Raw genomic sequence first — 16,190 nt, 5'->3', positions numbered from 1 at the left:
CTACGGACATGCCTCACGCACGACCGCGACCCCGCCGGCGGGCACCACGACGCGCCCTGCGCACACCGCGCCGGTCAGGAGGTCGGTGCCGGCTACCTCGGCCCAGCCCTCCGACTCGGCGTGGTTGAGCACGAACAGCCACGACCCCTCGTCCGAGGCGCGCCGGACGGCCTCCACGCCGGGCGACGTCGCCGCCGCCGGGCTGATCCCGACCTCGTCGAGCAGCCGATCCACCAACTCGCCGAGGCCTGCGGGCTCGAGGTCCGAGGCGAGGTACCAGGCCGAGCCCGAACCGACCGGGCGCCGGGTCACGGCCGCCCCGCCGGAGACGCCGCCGGTCGTGTAGGACGCCACCACCTCGGCGGTCGTCGCCGTGACGTGCTCCGTCCACCGGCGGGCGCGCCAGCCGGTGTCGAGCTCGACGACCTCGGTCTCGTCGAGGGGCCAGAAGTCGTCGCCGCGCACGCCGAGGAGGTCGCGGAACGCACCGGGATGACCACCGGTCCTGACCGAGTTGGTCTCGTCGACGATGCCGGAGAACCAGGTCACGAGCACCGTGGCGCCCCGCTCAGCAGCAGCGGCCACGGCGGCGGGCGTCGTGTCGTCGACGAGGAACAGCCCCGGCACGACGACGAGGTCGTAGTCGTCGAGGGGGTGCCACGGCGGCACCACGTCGACGGTGACCGACCGCTCGAACAGCGCCGCATGGACCGCCCTGGCTGTGGTGGCGTAGTCCAGCTGTACGGCGGGCTTGTGGCCGCTGCGCAGGGCCCAGCCCGCCTCGTCGTCGTGCAGCAGCGCGACCCTCGCGCCGACGACACGGCTCCCGGCGACCTCGGCCAGACGAGCCAGGTCCGCGCCGAGCGCCACGATCTGCCGGAACGTGCGCGACTCGGGGCCGGAGTGGGGCAGCATCGCCGAGTGGAACTGCTCGGTCCCCGATCGTGACGCACGCCACTGGAAGTACATGACGCTGTCCGAGCCGCGCGCCACGTGCCCGAGCGCGTGCCGCACCAGCTCGCCGGGCCCCTTGGGCTGGCTGACCGGGTGCCAGGTCGAGCCGCCCGTCGCGTGCTCCATCAGGAGCCACGGGCCGCCTCCCGAGATGCCCCTCATGCGGTCGCCCGCGAAGGCGAGCTCCTGGTGCTTCATCGGGTCGGGGCCGTAGGTGTAGTGGTCGTTCACCACGATGTCGACCTCGTCGGCCCACCGGGGGTAGTCGACGACGTCGGGCCCGAGACCGACCATGAAGTTGGTCGTCACCGGCACCTCGGGCGTCACACGACGCAGCACGGCAGCCTCGGCCCGGTAGCAGTCGAGCAGCGCGTCCGACGAGAAGCGCTCGTAGTCGAGCAGCTGACCCGGGTTGTGCGCCGTGATGCCCCGGGGTGTCGTGACCTCGTCGAACGACGAGTACGAGTTGCCCCAGAACGCCGTGCCCCAGGCGGTGTTCAGGGCCTCGACCGTGCCGTGCCTGGCCTCGACCCACGACTGGAAGGCCGCCTCCGAGACAGGGCAGTGGCACCGGGCGTTGCCGCCGCCGAGCTCGTTGCTCACGTGCCACAGCCGCACCGCCGGGTGGCCTGCGACGTGCGCGGCGAGCGCCTCGACGACGCGCAGCGCGTAGCGCCGGAAGACCGTCGACGACGGGCAGAACCCGAGGCGGCCGCCGGGGGCGAGAGGGTGTCCGTGCGCGTCCTGGGGCAGGATCTCCGGGTGCAGGCGGTGCAGCCACATGGGCACCGACGCCGTGGGGGTGGCGAGGTCGACCCGGATGCCGTTCTCGTGCAGCAGGTCGAGCACCCGGTCGAGCCAGTCGAAGTCGAACGCGCCGTCACGCGGCTCGTGCTTGATCCACGAGAACACGCCGACGGTGACGAAGCCGACTCCGGCCTCGCGCATCAGCTCGACGTCCTCGAGCAGCACGTCCCAGTCCCACTGCTCCGGGTTGTAGTCGCCCCCGAAGGCGATGCCCTCCGTCGGCCACGTGACGACGGCGCTCACGCGACGACGTCCGATCGGATCTCGAGGACCCGCGCGGTGGGTCCCGCGACGTCGACGGTCACCGTGAGCTCCGCCTCCTGCGGGTCCCAGCGCCACGACCAGCCGGCGGGGTCGGCCGGGAAGAACGGCCGCACCTGCACCTCCTGCCCGCGCAGCGCCGGCAGCGGGAGGACGACGCGGTCGTCGTCGCCCGAGCACCGCCACACGCTGAGGTGCGTCACGGCGCCCACGCCCACGCCCGCACCGGTGCGGGCGCCTGCACCCTCACCCGCGCCCGCGGTCAGCGCCAGGGCCGTCCACGCGTCCTCCCACGCCGGCAGCCCGAGCGGCCACGACGGCACGGCCCGCTCGATCGAGCCGAGCACGTCCCGGTGCGCCGCGACGGCGGCGCGCACGACGTCGCGCTGGGCGGCGTCCATCCGGTTCAGGTGCCCCGACAGGTACATCCGCCCGAGCACCGCGTTCACGAGCGAGAACGTGAACAGCTCGGGCTCCATGCCGGCGTGCGGGTAGGCCCAGTGCCCCGCCTGCTCGGGCAGCAGCGCGGCGGGTGCGGCGGCCGCGATCGTCGCGTACATCACCGGGTCCTGCTGGTCGGAGGTCGACTGCACGTGCAGCCGCGACATCATCGCCCAGTCCATCCGCATGGCGCCCGAGGCGCAGTTCTCGATGAGGAGGCGCGGGTGGCGCTCCTGGACGTCGTCCAGCCAGGCGAGCAGCGCCCGCGTGTGCTCGAGCAGGCCCGCACCGGGAGCGAGCCCGCCGGCGTCCGTGCCGGGGCCCGTCATCGTGTTGTAGTCCATCTTGAAGAAGCCGACGCCGTGGTCGCCGACGAGCCGGTCGACGACTCCGTCGAGGTGGGCGCGCGCGGCGGGGCTCCGCAGGTCGAGCAGGTGCCGGCCGTGGTCGGCGACCCGGACGCCGCCGCGGCTGAAGAACGCGTCGTCCGGCAAGGAGGCGGCCAGCGGCGACCGCACGCCGATCACCTCGGGCTCGAGCCACAGCCCCGGCACCATCCCGCGGTCGCGGATCCGGTCGAGCACCTCGTCGATCCCGCCGGGGAACCGGCTCGCGGCGGGCTGCCACTCGCCGACCGTGTCCCACCAGTGGCCCTCGGCGTACCAGCCGGCGTCGATGCAGAAGTAGTCCGCCCCGACCTCGGACGCGGCGTCGACGAGCGGCAGCAGCTTCTCGGTGGTGGGGTCGCCCATCAGCGTGTTCATGTAGTCGTTGAAGACGACGGGCAGGTCGTGGTCGACCGCGCGCACGAGGCGCGTGGCACGACGTTGGGCCGTCATCGCGGCCAGGACCTGGTCGATGCCGCCTGCCGCGACGGCGACCGAGGCCGACGCCGACGTGAAGACCTCGCCGGGGCGGAGCACGAGGCTCCAGTGGTTCTCGGGGTCGGTCGGTCCGGACAGCAGCAGGTAGGCACCGTGCCGCGTCTCGCCGAGCTCGAACAGCCAGGGCCCGGCGTGCTCGACCTGCCAGGCGAGTGCGGCCGAGCCGTCGCGGGCGAGCAGCGCGGCGGTGGGCACGGCCTCGCCGCTCGACCACGAGCCGCGGTCGCCGACGACGAGCCGCGTGCGCGGCGGCTGGTGCTGCACGTCGCGGTCGATGCGCGCGAGCCCGGCGTCGCGCAGCGGGGTCGTCGACCAGCGGCTCTCGGCCACCCAGTCGTTCGCCGCCGTCGCGAGGGCGAACGCGTCGACGTCGTCGTCGCGGCCGAGGAACGCCCCGGTCGCGATCGTCGACACGGCGTCGAGGGTGAGCGGGACGGCGCCGGGGGCGAGGCCGACCTCGGTGTGCGTGCGGAACGCGGCCACCGCCTCCTGCGCCTCGAACACGCTGGTGACGACGAGGCCCGAGGCGTCGTCGCGCTGCTCGATCCGCAGCCGGGCCGTGCCGTCGTCGTCGACGCCGGCCTCGTGCGACACGTGCCGCAGGGCCGCGCCGAGCACGGTGTCGACGTGCCGGAAGCTGCCGGGGAACCGCCCGTGCCCGAACGCCGACACCTCGACCAGGGCCTGCAGGAGGCGGTCGGGCACGTCGCCGACGTCGCCCGGCCAGAGCGCGGGTGAGGCCGCGTCCGGGCCGGCGCCCTGATCCGGCGCCGGCGCGGCCTCGCCGGTCGGCACCGCCCCCGGCTCGATCGCGACCAGCGCGACCGGCGCGTCGTCGGGCAGGGCGAAGGTCAGGTGCAGGGCGTCGGTGCCCCAGTGCAGCAGCCGCACGTCAGCGGACCGCGGCCTTGGCGGCGAGCGCGTCGCCGGCCGGGGCGGACCCGGCCTGCACCCACGCGCCGGCGTAGTGGTCGTAGCAGATCGAGTTGTCGATGCTCGAGCGGTCGGGGGCCGACTCGTCGCTGACGACCTTGCCGACACGCTCGGGGTCGGGCGCGGCGAGGGCGAGCAGCTTCGTGTAGTCGTGGTGCGGGTCGAGGATGACGTCGTCCGCGGGACCCCGCTCGACGACCCGGCCGCGGTAGAGCACGAGGATCTCGTCCGAGAAGTGCCGCGCCGTGGCGAGGTCGTGCGTGATGTAGAGCACGGCGAGGTTGTCCTCGCGCTGCAGCCGGCCCATCAGGTTGAGGACGCCGAGGCGGATCGAGACGTCGAGCATCGAGACCGGCTCGTCGGCGATGAGCACCTGGGCACCGGGGGCCAGGGCCCGGGCGATCGCGATCCGCTGACGCTGTCCGCCCGACAGCTCGTGCGGACGACGAGCCGCCATGTCCTCGGCGGGGCGCAGGTTGACGCGCTCGAGCATGTCGAGCACGCGCTCGTGCGTCTCGGCGCGGCCCCTCGTGCGGCGGTGGATCCGCAGCGGCCGCGCGATGTGGTGCTCGATGGAGTGGAACGGGTTGAGCGACGCGAACGGGTCCTGGAACACCATCTGCACGTGTCGCCGGTAGACCGAGCCCATCACGGGCGTGCCGTCGTCGAGCGTCACGTCGATCTTCCCTGAGCTCGGCTTCTCGAGCTTCGCGAGCATGCGGGCGATGGTCGACTTGCCCGAGCCCGACTCGCCGACGAGGGCGACCGTGCGGCCGGGCAGCAGGTCGAACGACACCGAGTCGACGGCCCGGAACGCCTCGCGGCCGATGCCCTTGCGGACCGAGAAGTCCTTGGTCAGGTCGGTGACGTGGATGCTGGTCATCGCGGGTCCTCCAGGTCGTCGGGGTCGGGCAGCACGATGGTGCGGGTGTCCTGCTCGAGGGGCGAGCCCTCGTCGACGCCGGTGCGGATGAAGGCGCCGCGCGAGCCGCTGAGGCTCGGGAACGAGCTGAGCAGGCGGCGCGTGTAGGGGTGCTGGGCGTCGGCGTAGATCTGCTCCGCGGTGCTCAGCTCGACGATCTCGCCCTGCAGCATCACGGCGATGCGGTCGCTGATCTCGAGCAGCAGCGGCAGGTCGTGCGTGATGAACACGACGGCGAAGTCGAGCTCGTCGCGCAGCCGGACGATCTCGCGCAGGATGTCGCGCTGCACGACGACGTCGAGGGCCGTGGTCGGCTCGTCCATGATCATGATCTGCGGCTCGAGCAGCATCGCCATCGCGATCATCACGCGCTGGCGCATGCCGCCCGACAGCTCGTGCGGGTACGAGCGCAGCCGTACCGGATCGACCCCGACGCGCTCGAGCACCTCGGCCGCCCGCGCACGCCGCTGCGCCTTGCTCAGCTGCTTCTCGTGCGTGACGAGCACGTCGTCCAGCTGCGTGAGGATCGTCGTCACGGGGTTGAGGGCGTTCATCGCGCCCTGGAACACCATCGACAGCTTCGACCAGCGGAACGCCCGCAGCTCCTGCTCGCCGAGGGCGAGGAGGTCGACGTCCGTGCCGTCGCGGTCGTGGAACGTGATCGAGCCCGTCGCGATGCGCGCCGGCGGCTTGTGCAGCCGGTTGATCGCGTAGGCGAGCGTCGTCTTGCCGCAGCCCGACTCCCCCGCCAGCCCGAGGATCTCGCCCGGCGCGAGCGTCAGGCTCGCCGACTTGACCGCCGTGACCGGGTTCTCGACCTCGTAGACGACGGTGAGGTCGTCGATCGTCAGCACCGCGTCGCGACGGGTGCGGGGCCGGGAAGCTGTGGGCGCCTCCTGCGTGGGGGTCATCGGGAGGCCTTCTTCGCGAGACGGGCGCGCTTGCGGTGCAGGCGCACGTTCTTGAGCTTGGGGTTGATGATCTCGTCGATCGAGAAGTTGATCAGCGAGAGGCCGGTGCCGAACAGGGCGATGATGAGGCCGGGAGGGCCGAACCACCACCAGGCGCCGAGCGGCAGGGCGAAGCCGTTCTGCGCGTAGAACAGCATCGTGCCGAGGGTCGACGAGTTGGAGGCGCCCAGTCCGAGGAACGACAGGCCCGCCTCCCCGAGGATGGCCGCGATCACCGCGAAGACGAACTGCGACGCGAGCACCGGCAGCAGGTTCGGCAGGATCTCGACCGAGATGACGCGCCACGGCTTCTCGCCGGCGACGCGGGCCGCGGCCACGTAGTCGCGGCTGCGGATCGACAGGGTCTGCGCCCGCAGCACCCGGCTGGACGCGGCCCAGCCGGTGATCGCCAGCACGATGCCGATCGTCCAGAGCCCGCGCTGCTCCTGGGGCACGAAGCCCGAGATCACGATGACGAGGGGCAGGCCGGGGATCACGAGGAACACGTTCGAGAACAGCGAGAACGCCTCGTCGGTGAACCCGCCGATGTAGGCGCCGAGGATGCCGAAGAAGGCCGAGAGGGCCGTCGCGAGGATGCCGACGATCAAGCCGATCTGCAGCGAGCCGCGGGTGGCCCAGGCGAGCTGGGCGAAGACGTCCTGCCCGGTCTGGGTCGTGCCGAGGAGGTGCTGGGCCGACGGGCCGGTGAGGCCGATGTCGCGGATGACGGTCGGGTCCTGCACGAAGAACGGGCCGACGATGCCGAAGAGCGCGATGGCGCCGACCAGGCCGAGCCCGGCGGCGAGCCACGGGGTCATGGTCGGCAGCATCAGCCGCCAGGCGGAGCGTCTCGGCTTGCCGAGATCGGCGGCCTCGGCGGCGAGCTGCGAGGTCGAGTCGACGACCGTGGTGGTCGTGTCGGGGGCGACGTTCGTCATGGGTGCTGCCTCCTGCTGGTGGTGCGGCGGGCCATCAGCTGCGCGCCCGGGTGCGGGGGTCGATGATCCCGTAGAAGAGGTCGACCACGAGGTTGGCGCCGAGCACGGCCAGCGTGATGAAGAGGAAGATGCCCTGCATCAGCGCGTAGTCGTTGTTCGTGACGGCCGACAGGAGCTTGCCGCCGATGCCCGGGTACGAGAACACCTGCTCGGTGACGATCGAGCCGGAGACGACGAACCCGAGCGAGATGGCGAAGCCGGCGACGCTCGGCAGCACCGCGTTGCGGGCCGCGTAGCCGCGGAGGATGCGGCCCTGGCTGAGGCCCTTGGCCTGCGCCGTGAGCACGTAGTCCTCGGACAGCGTCGAGACCATCATGTTGCGCATGCCGAGCAGCCAGCCGCCGATCGACGCGATCACGATGGTGAGCGCCGGCAGGAACCCGTACTCGACCGCCGACGAGATGAACTGCCAGTTCAGCCCCGGGTCGAGCACGACGTCGTAGCCGCCCTGCGAGGGGAACAGCCTCAGGGAGGTGGCGAGCACGTACACGAGGATCAGCGCGAGCCAGAAGTAGGGCACCGCCGCCAGCAGCGTGGTGGCCGGCACGAGCGAGTCGAGCCAGGTGCCGGGCTTCCAGCCGACGAACGCGCCGAGCAGGACGCCGAGCCCTGCGCCGATCACGGTCGCCAGGCCGACGAGGACGATCGTCCAGGGCAGCGACGACCCGATGACCTCGGTGACCGGGGTCGGGAAGTAGCCGACCGAGATGCCGAGGTCGCCCTTGAAGATGTTGATCAGGTAGTTCCAGTACTGCACCGGGAGCGGGTCGGAGGAGTCGCCTCCGAGGAGGAGCTCGTACGCCTTGCGGGTGTCAGGGGTGACGATCCCGCCGCGCTGCTGCAGCTTGGCCAGCAGGATGTCCACCGGGTTGCCCGGCAGCAGGCGCGGGATCAGGAAGTTGATGGTCAGCGCGGCCCACAGGGCGACCGCGTAGAAGCCGAGCTTCCGGACGAAGTAGTTCACGTGTCCTCACCGGTCCTCACGACGACGAGCTCCTCCTCCGCCACGGCTACTCGCCGACCGGCTTCAGGGACTTGAAGATGATCGAGTTGTCCGGCGAGGCCCAGATGGCGGGGAACGCGTAGAGGTCGTCCATCGTGGGCCAGCCGGTGAACTTCGACGAGTGGTACTCGCTCGTCGTGCCGCCGGTGAGGACGGGCACGTAGGGCATGTCCTCGACGATCGCGGCCTGGATCACGTCGAACTGCGCCTGGCGCGCCTCCGTGTCCTCGGGGTTCGTGGCCTTGAGGGTCTCGAGCGCCGCGTCGACCGCGGGGTCGCTGAAGCGGGCCATGTTCGTCGGTGCCGCCTCGCCGACCGCCGCCGTGTAGGCGGTGTTGAAGTACTGGTCGTAGAGGTAGTACGGGTCGGACGCGGCGCCCTGGCCGAGCGAGTCGATGGCGAGCTGGTAGTTGCCCTTGCTCTTCTTGTCGGTCCACTCGTTCCACGACGACTGCGAGGCGGTCAGCGAGATGCCGGCGGCCTTGAGCTGCTGGCCCATCGTGTCGATCGCCGTGATGTAGTCGGTCCAGCCGGTGACGACCTCGACGGTCAGCTTCAGCTCCTGGCCGTCCTTGGCGTAGATGCCGTCGGAGCCCTTGGCGTACCCGGCGTCCTCGAGCAGCGACGACGCCTTGTCGAGGTCCGGGGCGGACGGGGCGACGGGCTCGGCGACGGCGCTCGAGATGAGGTCCTCCTGCGTGCTCGTCAGCGCGAACGTGGGCGACACCTCGCTGGCGGTGTCCTGGAACGCGAGGGAGTTCACCTGGTCGCGGTTGAGCGCGTAGTAGATCGCCTGGCGGACGGCCGGATCCGTCTGGGGGCCCTCGCAGCCGAGCTCGGCGTTCGAGCAGGTCATCAGCGCGACCTGGTTCTGCGGGATCGTCACGGCGTCGTAGCCGGGGTAGTTCTTCGAGACGTTCTGGATGTCGGGCACCGGGCCGGTCTGCCAGTCGATCGTGCCCGCCGCGAGCGCGTCGGCGCCCGCGGTGTTGCCGGACAGCGAGAGGTAGCGGACCTTCTTGACCGCGGGCTCGCCGCCCCAGTAGGTCGGGTTGGCGGCCAGCGTGAAGGCCTGCGCCTTGAAGTCGTCCATCGTGTACGCGCCGGTGCCGACGGGCTCGGCGATGACGTCGGTCGTGGGGTCGATGTCGCTCCACAGGTGCTCGGGCACGATCGGCGTGCGGCCGAGCAGGGCCGGGCCGGTCACGAACGCCGGGTGGTCCCAGGTGAAGGTGACGTGCGTGTCGTCGGCGGCGGTGACCGTGCCGTCGAAGCCGTTGGTGTTGATCGAGGGGGTGTCGAGCAGCATCTCGAAGGTGAAGACGACGTCGTCGGCCGTGAAGGCCTCGCCGTCGGACCAGGTCGCGTCGTCGCGCAGGGTGACGTCGAGCTGCGTGCCCTCGTCGTTCCAGGTGTACTCGCTGCCGAGCAGGGGCTCGTAGTCCTCGGTGTTCACGTTGGTGACGAAGAAGAGCGACTCGTAGATCGCGCCGATGCCGCCGATGGACGACGGCGAGTACGGGTTGAAGTTGATCTGGTAGTCGCCGGCCTGGCCGGTGTAGACGACGAGCGTGTCGCTCGGGCTGCTCGAGCCCGAGCCGCCGGCGGAGCAGCCGGTGAGGCCGAGGGTCAGCGCGGTGGCGGCGGCTGCCGCCCCGATCGCCCAGGCCCTGCGGACGGGCCTGCGGCCCGTGGTTGCGCGGAGGAACATCGTTGATCCTTTCCCAGGGCGCGACCACTCGGGGCAGTCGACGCCGACTTCGTTGTCACAGGCGGGCTGGGCCGCGCTGTCGGGTCATTGTTACCCGACTAAATTAAGTCCGTCAAGTTTGTGGGAGCAAGCCTCAGGAACCGTGACCGGACCGTTGCCGGGCGATGTAGCCATCGAGGAGGCGCGATTCAGGAACGGGGGCGGCTGCGGTCCTGACTCGTGCACGGATCAGGACGGCGCCTCCCCCCGTGGCGAGGCTCAGGACCGATGTTCCTGAATGAGGAGGGGGGCAGGTCAGCGGCGGGGCGGCGCCGTCGTGCCGCGCACGACGATCTCGCTGTCCGGGGCGCGGACGAGCATCTCGGGACGTCCGTCGAGCATCGCGAGCACGGTGCGCGTCGCGGATTCCCCCAGCGACGGCACGTCGCGGCTCACCACGGACAGCGGGGGCGTCGCGAGCTGGCAGAGGGGCGAGTCGTCCCACGCGAGCAGCGAGAGGTCGCCCGGCACGGAGACGCCGAGGTCGGCCGCCGCGGCCAGGCCGCCCACCGCCATCGCGTCGTTGTCGTAGACGATCGCCGTGGGCCGCCGCGGCCCGCGCAGCAGCCGGCGGGTCTGCGCCTCGCCGCTCTCGGCCGAGTAGTCGCCCGGCAGGACCAGGCCGCTCGCGCCTCCTCGTCCGACGGTGAGGTCGAAGGCCTCCGAGCGCGCCCGCGTGTGGCCGAGCTCCACGGGCCCGCTGACCCGCCCGATCACCGAGTGGCCGAGGCCCACGAGGTGCGCGACGGCCTGCCGCATCGCGCCCCGGTCGTCGACCTCGACGGTCGAGACGCCCCCGCCCTGCGGCTCCTGGCCGAGGACGACCGTGGGCAGCCCGAGGGCCGCGAGCACGGGCAGCCGCGGGTCGTCGTCGACGAGGTCGGCGAGCACGACGCCGCGCACCCAGCCCTGGGCGGCCCAGCGGCGGAAGCAGGCGAGCTCGTCGTCGTGGTCGGCCACCAGCTGCAGCAGCACCGTCGCCCCGGCCCGCGTCGCCGCCGCCTCCATGCCCGCGAGGAACGCGGTGTGGAACGGGTCGATCCCCAGGCTGAAGGGCGCCCGGCGCTGCACGAAGCCGATGGCCGGGAGGGAGGGAGGCGCGCCGGCCGTGCCGGCGCCCACGGGCGGGGACACCAGTGCAGTATCGCCCACCGCGGGGACCACGGTCGACCTGCGGAGCCGCGGAGGCGCCTCCTGCGTCACGAGGCCGGTCAGGACCTCGGTCAGGGCGCCACCGCCAGCAGCAGGCCGTTCGCGTGCCGGAGCACGCCCCGGCCTGTGAGCGCGTGCGGGTCGACGTCCGCGGCCCCCTCGACGCGGAACGTCGCCGACTCCCCCGCGAGCAGGGTGACGAGGCCGCGGTCGACCGTCGCCCGCGGGTCCAGGACGTCGACCAGCAGGGTGACGTCGCGGGCGTAGCTGCGCGCCGTCACGGTGACGAGCCAGGCGTCGCCGTCGCGGACGACCTCGGTGGCGACGGGGTCAGGGTCGAGGCGCTGGTCGACGACCTCGGCCGCGTCCCAGACCGCCCGGCCCGAGCCGAAGCCGGGCAGCACGGCGACGAGCAGCTCGGCGACGGGGTCGAGCGCGTCGGCGAGCGGGGACGGCACCTCCAGCTCGACGCTGCCCCGGGAGCCGACGGCCCCGGGCACGACGACCTCGTCGAGCACGTCGCCCGAGAAGCTCGTGCGGCGCAGCACGACGTCGCCCGCCCACGCGTTGTCGACGTCGTTGAGCAGCACCACGGCGAGCGAGTCGCCGCGCGGCTGGATCGTCGCGAGGCGCGGCGCGTAGCAGTCGCGCAAGGCGAACCAGAGCGGCTTGCGGTGCTCGTCGAAGTCGACCGCGGCCCACGACGTGACGGGCCAGTCGTCGTTCAGCTGCCAGACGATCGTGCCGGTGTTGAGCGGCGCGAGCGACCGGAAGTGCTCGACGCCGAACCGGATCGCTGCGGCCTGGTTGAGCTGCGTGGCCCAGTGCCAGTCCTCGATGGTCGCCGGGGCCGGCAGGTGGCCCTGCATGCCGCGCTCGAGCTTGAGGTTGCCCTCCTCGGCCTTCTGGTGCACGAGCATCTGGTGGCCGTACGGGTCGAGCGGCTCGTCGTGCACCGAGCCGACGAGCGTCGACCAGGCCGGTGGGCCCTGGAACCCGAACTCCGAGACGAAGCGGGCGGGGTACTCGCGGTAGGCCGTGTAGTCGCGGCGGTTCCAGACGTCCCAGATGTGCATCGTGCCGTGGCGGTGGTCGTTCGGGTGCACCTCGTCGTCCGACGCCCCGGGGTCGCCGAACGAGAACGGGCTGCCCGGCGAGTAGGCGCGGGTGCCGTCGAGCTCGGCGACGAGCCGCGGCAGCAGGTCGCGGTAGTAGCCGTCGCCCCAGGTGCGGCCCTGCAGCTCGGCCTTCCAGCCCCAGTCGACGAAGCCCCAGATGTTCTCGTTGTTCCCGTTCCAGATGACCAGCGACGGGTGCGGGCTGAGCCGCGTGATCGCCTCGCGCGCCTCGGCCTCGACCTCGGCCGCCAGCCAGTCCTCCTCGGCGTAGGCCGCGCAGGCGAAGAGGAAGTCCTGCCAGACCAGCACGCCCGCCTCGTCGCAGGCGTCGTAGAAGTCGTCCGACTCGTAGATGCCGCCGCCCCAGACGCGCAGCAGGTTCATGTTCGCCTCGGTCGCGTCGGCGACGCGACGCTGGTAGCGGTCGCGGTCGATCTCGGTGACGAACGCGTGGTCGGGGATCCAGTTCGCCCCGCGCACCTGCACGACGCGCTCGTTCACGAGCACCACGAAGGGCGTGCCGTCGGCGTCCGGCGTCGTGTCGACGCGCACGGTGCGGAAGCCGATCCGCGAAGCCCAGGAGGCGGTCGTCGCGTCGGGCGCACCGCCTCCTGCGCCGTCGTCCGCGGGCGCCGCGGTCACGCGGACGCCGTACAGCGGCTGGTCGCCGTGGCCGAGCGGCCACCAGAGCCGCGCGTCGGGGACGACGAGCCCGAGGGCGGCGTCGGCGGTGCCGGCCGCGACGACGACGCTCGCGTCGGCCACGCGGTGGCCCTCGAGCGAGGTCACCTCGACGGCGACGCGGTGCTCGCCGGTCGTCACGCCGTCCCACTCGAGCGCGACGCGGGCGTCGAGGGTGCCGGCGGTCCCGTCCACGCCGACGAGCGGACGCACCGAGGCGATCCGGACGCCGGACCACGAGTCGAGCCCGATCGGCCGCCAGATGCCGGCGCCGGCCACGTCGACGCCCCAGTCCCAGCCGAACGAGCTGGCCTGCTTGCGCAGCATGTTGAACGGGTGGTGGTTGACGTGGGGCAGGGCACCGTGGAGGGCGACCCGGGCCTCGGCCTCGGCGACGGGGGCCGCGAAGGTGACGGTGAGCGCGTTCTGCCCCTCGACCAGCGCCTCCCTCACGTCGACGCGGTAGCTGCGGTGCTGGTTCTCGGTCCGGGCGACGACGCGGCCGTTGAGCTCGACCACCGCGACGGTGTCGAGGCCCTCGGCGACGAGGTCGTGGCGGGCGGACCCGTCGTCGTGCCAGACGAACGTGGTCGAGAAGCGCCACGAGGTGTCGCCGATCCACTGCTGGGCCGACTCGGCGTCGCCGTCGAACGGGTCGGTGACCAGGCCGGCGGCCAGCAGGTCGGTGTGCACCTGGCCCGGCACGGTCGCCGGGACTCGTCGGCCGGCCACGGCGTCGGGCACCGGACCGGTGACGGCCTCGACGGTCCAGTCGTCGTGCAGGGGGGAGAAGGCCATGGTGTCCCTTTGCGTCCAGGGATCTCCGACCCCTTCGTCAAGCAGCCTAAGTAAGCCGCTCAGACCCTAGACTACGGGTTGGAGGTACCACATGGTCAACCCGCGCCTGCTCTCGAGCGCCCCGACGAGCCGCGGGCTCGCCTTCGACCTGATCCGCTCGCAGGGGCCCATCAGCCGGGTCGAGCTCGCCGAGCGCACCGGCCTGACGCAGGCCACGATGTCGAACGTCGTGCGGCAGCTGATGGTCGACGGGCTCGTCGTCGAGGCGGGCCGCCGCGAGTCGACCGGGGGCAAGCCGCGCACCCTGCTCAGCATCGACCCGCTCGCCCGCTTCGCGCTCGGCGTGCAGCTCGGCGCGGACGCGGTCACGGTCGTGCTCACCGACCTCGGCGGGGCCATGGTCGGCCGGCTCCGCACCCACGGCGTCTACGGCGAGGCGCCCGACGCCGCGGTCGCGCGCATCGCCGCCGTGGTCGCCGACTTCCTCGGCGGGCTGGGCGTCCCCGCCGAGCGCGTCGCCGGCCTCGGCCTCGTGACCCCGGGGCCGATCGACCTCCGCCACGGCAGCATCCACGGCGCTCCCCCGTTGGAGGCGTGGGCCGGGTTCCCCCTGGTGAGCGCCGTCACCGAGGCCACCGGCCTGCCCGTCGTCCTCGACAACGACGCCACCGCGGCGGCCATCGGCGAGTTCTGGGGCGGCTCGGTCGCCGACTCGGCGGCGCACTGCACCGTCTACTACGGGGCGGGCATCGGCGCGGGCATCGTGCTCGACGGCGTCGTGTTCCGCGGGGCCAGCTCGAACGCCGGCGAGCTCGGGCAGGTGATGAGCCGCGCGCCCGGGCCGTTCCTGGCGAACACGACGGTCGAGAAGCTCGCGGGGCCGGTCGGCGTCGCGCTCCGGGCCCGTGCCGCGGTGGCCGCCGGGCGCGAGGCCGGCTTCGCCCTCACCGGCCTGACCGACCCCTACGCCGACTTCAGCGTGGTCGCCACGGCGGCCGTCCACGGCGACCCGCTCGCCCTCGAGCTCATCCGCGACTCGGCCGAGCACCTCGCCGCCGCGGTCGTCTCGATCGCCAACGTGCTCGACCTCGACTCGATCGTGCTCGCCGGGCCGAGCCTCGCCATCGCCGGCGCCCTCTACCTCGAGGCGGTCCGGCGGCGCGTCGACGAGGACTTCTTCGCCCGGGCCGCCCACGGCGTCAGCGTCGAGCTGTCGGCGTACGTCGCCGACGCGGCGGCCGTCGGCGGGGCGGCGCTCGTGCTGCAGCGTGAGATCACGACGCGCTCGGCCGGCGCCGCGCCCACCAGCCCGTCCGCGCCCGCCAGCCCGTCCGCTCCCCCCAGACCGCCCGCGCCCGCCAGCCCGCCCGCGCCCCTCGTCCCGCCCACTCCCCCGGAGGCACCGTGACCAGCTCGACCGCACCCTCGTCCTCGTCGTCCCTCACGTTCCCCGAGTCGACCGCGACCCCGCTGCGCGGCGGGCCCGCCCTGCGCTGGGGAGTGATCGGCACCGGCGAGATCGCAGGCGACTTCACCGACGCCCTGCACGCGCACACCGACCAGCGGGTCGTCGCCGTCTCGTCGCGCACGCTCGACAAGGCCGAGCGCTTCGCCGCCTCCCACGGCGTCGCCACGGCGGTCGAGGGGCAGGAGGCGCTGGTCGCCCTGGCGGAGGTCGACGTCGTCTACGTCGCCACGCCCCACACGAGCCACGTGCCCGACGCCCTGCTCGCGATCGGCGCCGGCAAGCACGTGCTGGTCGAGAAGCCGTTCGCGACGACGACGGAGGAGGCGGACCGGCTGATCGCCGCCGCCCGCGCGGCCGGGGTGCTCGCCACGGAGGCCATGTGGACGCGCTACGTGCCGCACAGCACCGTGCTCGCCCGGCTGCTCGCCGACGGCGCGATCGGGGACGTCCGGCTCGCGACGGCCGACGTGGCCTGGGCGAACGACCTGTCGTCGGGCGGGCGCATGGCCGACCCGTCGCTCGGCGGCGGCGCGCTGCTCGACATCGGCGTCTACGCCGTCTGGTTCGCCCAGTTCGCGATCGGCCGGCCGGTCGACGTCCGGGCCACGGGCACGACCCGCGCCGACGGCGTCGACCTCGAGGCCGCGATCGCGCTCCGCACCGCCGAGGGCCGCGTCGGCACGGCGGTCACGAGCCTGCTCACGACGTCGCCGGGCCTCGGCACCATCAGCGGCTCGACCGGCACCGTGCGGATGCTCGAGCACCTGGTCTTCCCTGCCTCCTTCGAGGTGTCCACCGCCGACGGCACGGCGACGTGGCGGGACCCGTCGGTGCTGCGGGGCCGGGACGGGCTCGCGTACGAGGCGACGGCGCTGGCCGCGTTCGTCGCCGAGGGGCGCACGGACTCGCCGCTGCACTCGCTCGACGACGCGCGGTCGGTGACGGCCGTGCTCGAGGCGACCCGCGCCTCCTTGACGGTGGCCTGAGGCCGCTGGCCGGCACTGGCTGACACCCACCGGAGCACGGGCGAGTTCGTCCCGAACGGGCAGTCGTGACGGCCCGCCCGAGAC

The 16,190-nt window shown here is 72.9% G+C and carries 11 protein-coding genes; 2 read left to right on the top strand and 9 right to left on the bottom strand.

Translation table 11 applies throughout. The features are described 5' to 3' along the window. From EDF20_RS08810 to EDF20_RS08770, 9 genes are all read right to left on the bottom strand, one after another. Window positions 1–2,004: a beta-galactosidase gene (locus tag EDF20_RS08810; protein WP_243833427.1), complete on the bottom strand. Its 2,004-nt coding sequence runs from the start codon at window positions 2,002–2,004 to the stop codon at window positions 1–3. Further along, on the bottom strand, window positions 2,001–4,238 hold the full coding sequence (locus EDF20_RS08805) for a glycoside hydrolase family 36 protein (protein ID WP_133738404.1): 2,238 nt from the start codon (window positions 4,236–4,238) through the stop codon (window positions 2,001–2,003). Before EDF20_RS08805 ends, EDF20_RS08810 begins: the two co-directional genes overlap by 4 nt. Window position 4,239: 1 nt before the next feature. Continuing rightward, window positions 4,240–5,163 (bottom strand): ATP-binding cassette domain-containing protein, encoded by a 924-nt coding sequence (locus EDF20_RS08800; RefSeq protein ID WP_133738403.1) that lies wholly within the window; start codon window positions 5,161–5,163, stop codon window positions 4,240–4,242. Beyond that, on the bottom strand, window positions 5,160–6,113 hold the full coding sequence (locus tag EDF20_RS08795) for an ABC transporter ATP-binding protein (RefSeq protein ID WP_123547954.1): 954 nt from the start codon (window positions 6,111–6,113) through the stop codon (window positions 5,160–5,162). The genes EDF20_RS08800 and EDF20_RS08795 overlap by 4 nt, the downstream gene beginning before the upstream one ends. Continuing rightward, window positions 6,110–7,090, bottom strand: coding sequence for an ABC transporter permease (locus tag EDF20_RS08790; RefSeq protein ID WP_123547953.1), 981 nt, complete (start codon window positions 7,088–7,090; stop codon window positions 6,110–6,112). Before EDF20_RS08790 ends, EDF20_RS08795 begins: the two co-directional genes overlap by 4 nt. 34 nt (window positions 7,091–7,124) lie before the next feature. Then, window positions 7,125–8,114, bottom strand: a complete 990-nt coding sequence (locus tag EDF20_RS08785) for an ABC transporter permease (protein ID WP_123547952.1) — start codon at window positions 8,112–8,114, stop codon at window positions 7,125–7,127. A gap of 46 nt (window positions 8,115–8,160) precedes the next feature. Continuing rightward, window positions 8,161–9,864, bottom strand: a complete 1,704-nt coding sequence (locus EDF20_RS08780; protein WP_123547951.1) for an ABC transporter substrate-binding protein — start codon at window positions 9,862–9,864, stop codon at window positions 8,161–8,163. A gap of 294 nt (window positions 9,865–10,158) precedes the next feature. Then, the gene (locus EDF20_RS08775) at window positions 10,159–11,037 is read right to left on the bottom strand and encodes a substrate-binding domain-containing protein (RefSeq protein WP_123547950.1); all 879 of its coding nucleotides are present in this window, start codon (window positions 11,035–11,037) and stop codon (window positions 10,159–10,161) included. Between the two features lie 89 nt (window positions 11,038–11,126). Beyond that, window positions 11,127–13,652: a glycoside hydrolase family 2 protein gene (locus EDF20_RS08770; protein WP_133738402.1), complete on the bottom strand. Its 2,526-nt coding sequence runs from the start codon at window positions 13,650–13,652 to the stop codon at window positions 11,127–11,129. A gap of 91 nt (window positions 13,653–13,743) precedes the next feature. On the opposite strand from EDF20_RS08770, the gene EDF20_RS08765 reads away from it, so the two are divergent. Both EDF20_RS08765 and EDF20_RS08760 read left to right on the top strand, forming a co-directional pair. After that, entirely contained in the window at window positions 13,744–15,060 is a 1,317-nt protein-coding gene (locus tag EDF20_RS08765; protein ID WP_123547948.1) for an ROK family transcriptional regulator, read from the top strand. After that, window positions 15,057–16,106 carry a Gfo/Idh/MocA family oxidoreductase gene (locus tag EDF20_RS08760; RefSeq protein ID WP_133738401.1) on the top strand — a complete coding sequence of 350 codons (1,050 nt, stop codon included), beginning with the start codon at window positions 15,057–15,059 and terminating at the stop codon, window positions 16,104–16,106. The genes EDF20_RS08765 and EDF20_RS08760 overlap by 4 nt, the downstream gene beginning before the upstream one ends. Window positions 16,107–16,190: the final 84 nt, after the last annotated feature.

The organism is Frigoribacterium sp. PhB116 (genome assembly GCF_004364285.1).
Taxonomy (GTDB): Bacteria; Actinomycetota; Actinomycetes; order Actinomycetales; family Microbacteriaceae; genus Frigoribacterium.
Note: the sequence above shows the minus strand (reverse complement) of the source record. Positions and strands in the feature narration are given on the sequence as shown.

Excerpts from the sequence above, each read along its gene's own strand:
- EDF20_RS08800 (WP_133738403.1), bottom strand. The coding sequence starts at position 5,163 with ATGACCAGCATCCACGTCACCGACCTGACCAAGGACTTCTCGGTCCGC.
- EDF20_RS08795 (WP_123547954.1), bottom strand. The coding sequence starts at position 6,113 with ATGACCCCCACGCAGGAGGCGCCCACAGCTTCCCGGCCCCGCACCCGT.
- EDF20_RS08790 (WP_123547953.1), bottom strand. The coding sequence starts at position 7,090 with ATGACGAACGTCGCCCCCGACACGACCACCACGGTCGTCGACTCGACC.
- EDF20_RS08780 (WP_123547951.1), bottom strand. The coding sequence starts at position 9,864 with ATGTTCCTCCGCGCAACCACGGGCCGCAGGCCCGTCCGCAGGGCCTGG.
- EDF20_RS08770 (WP_133738402.1), bottom strand. The coding sequence starts at position 13,652 with ATGGCCTTCTCCCCCCTGCACGACGACTGGACCGTCGAGGCCGTCACC.
- EDF20_RS08765 (WP_123547948.1), top strand. The coding sequence starts at position 13,744 with ATGGTCAACCCGCGCCTGCTCTCGAGCGCCCCGACGAGCCGCGGGCTC.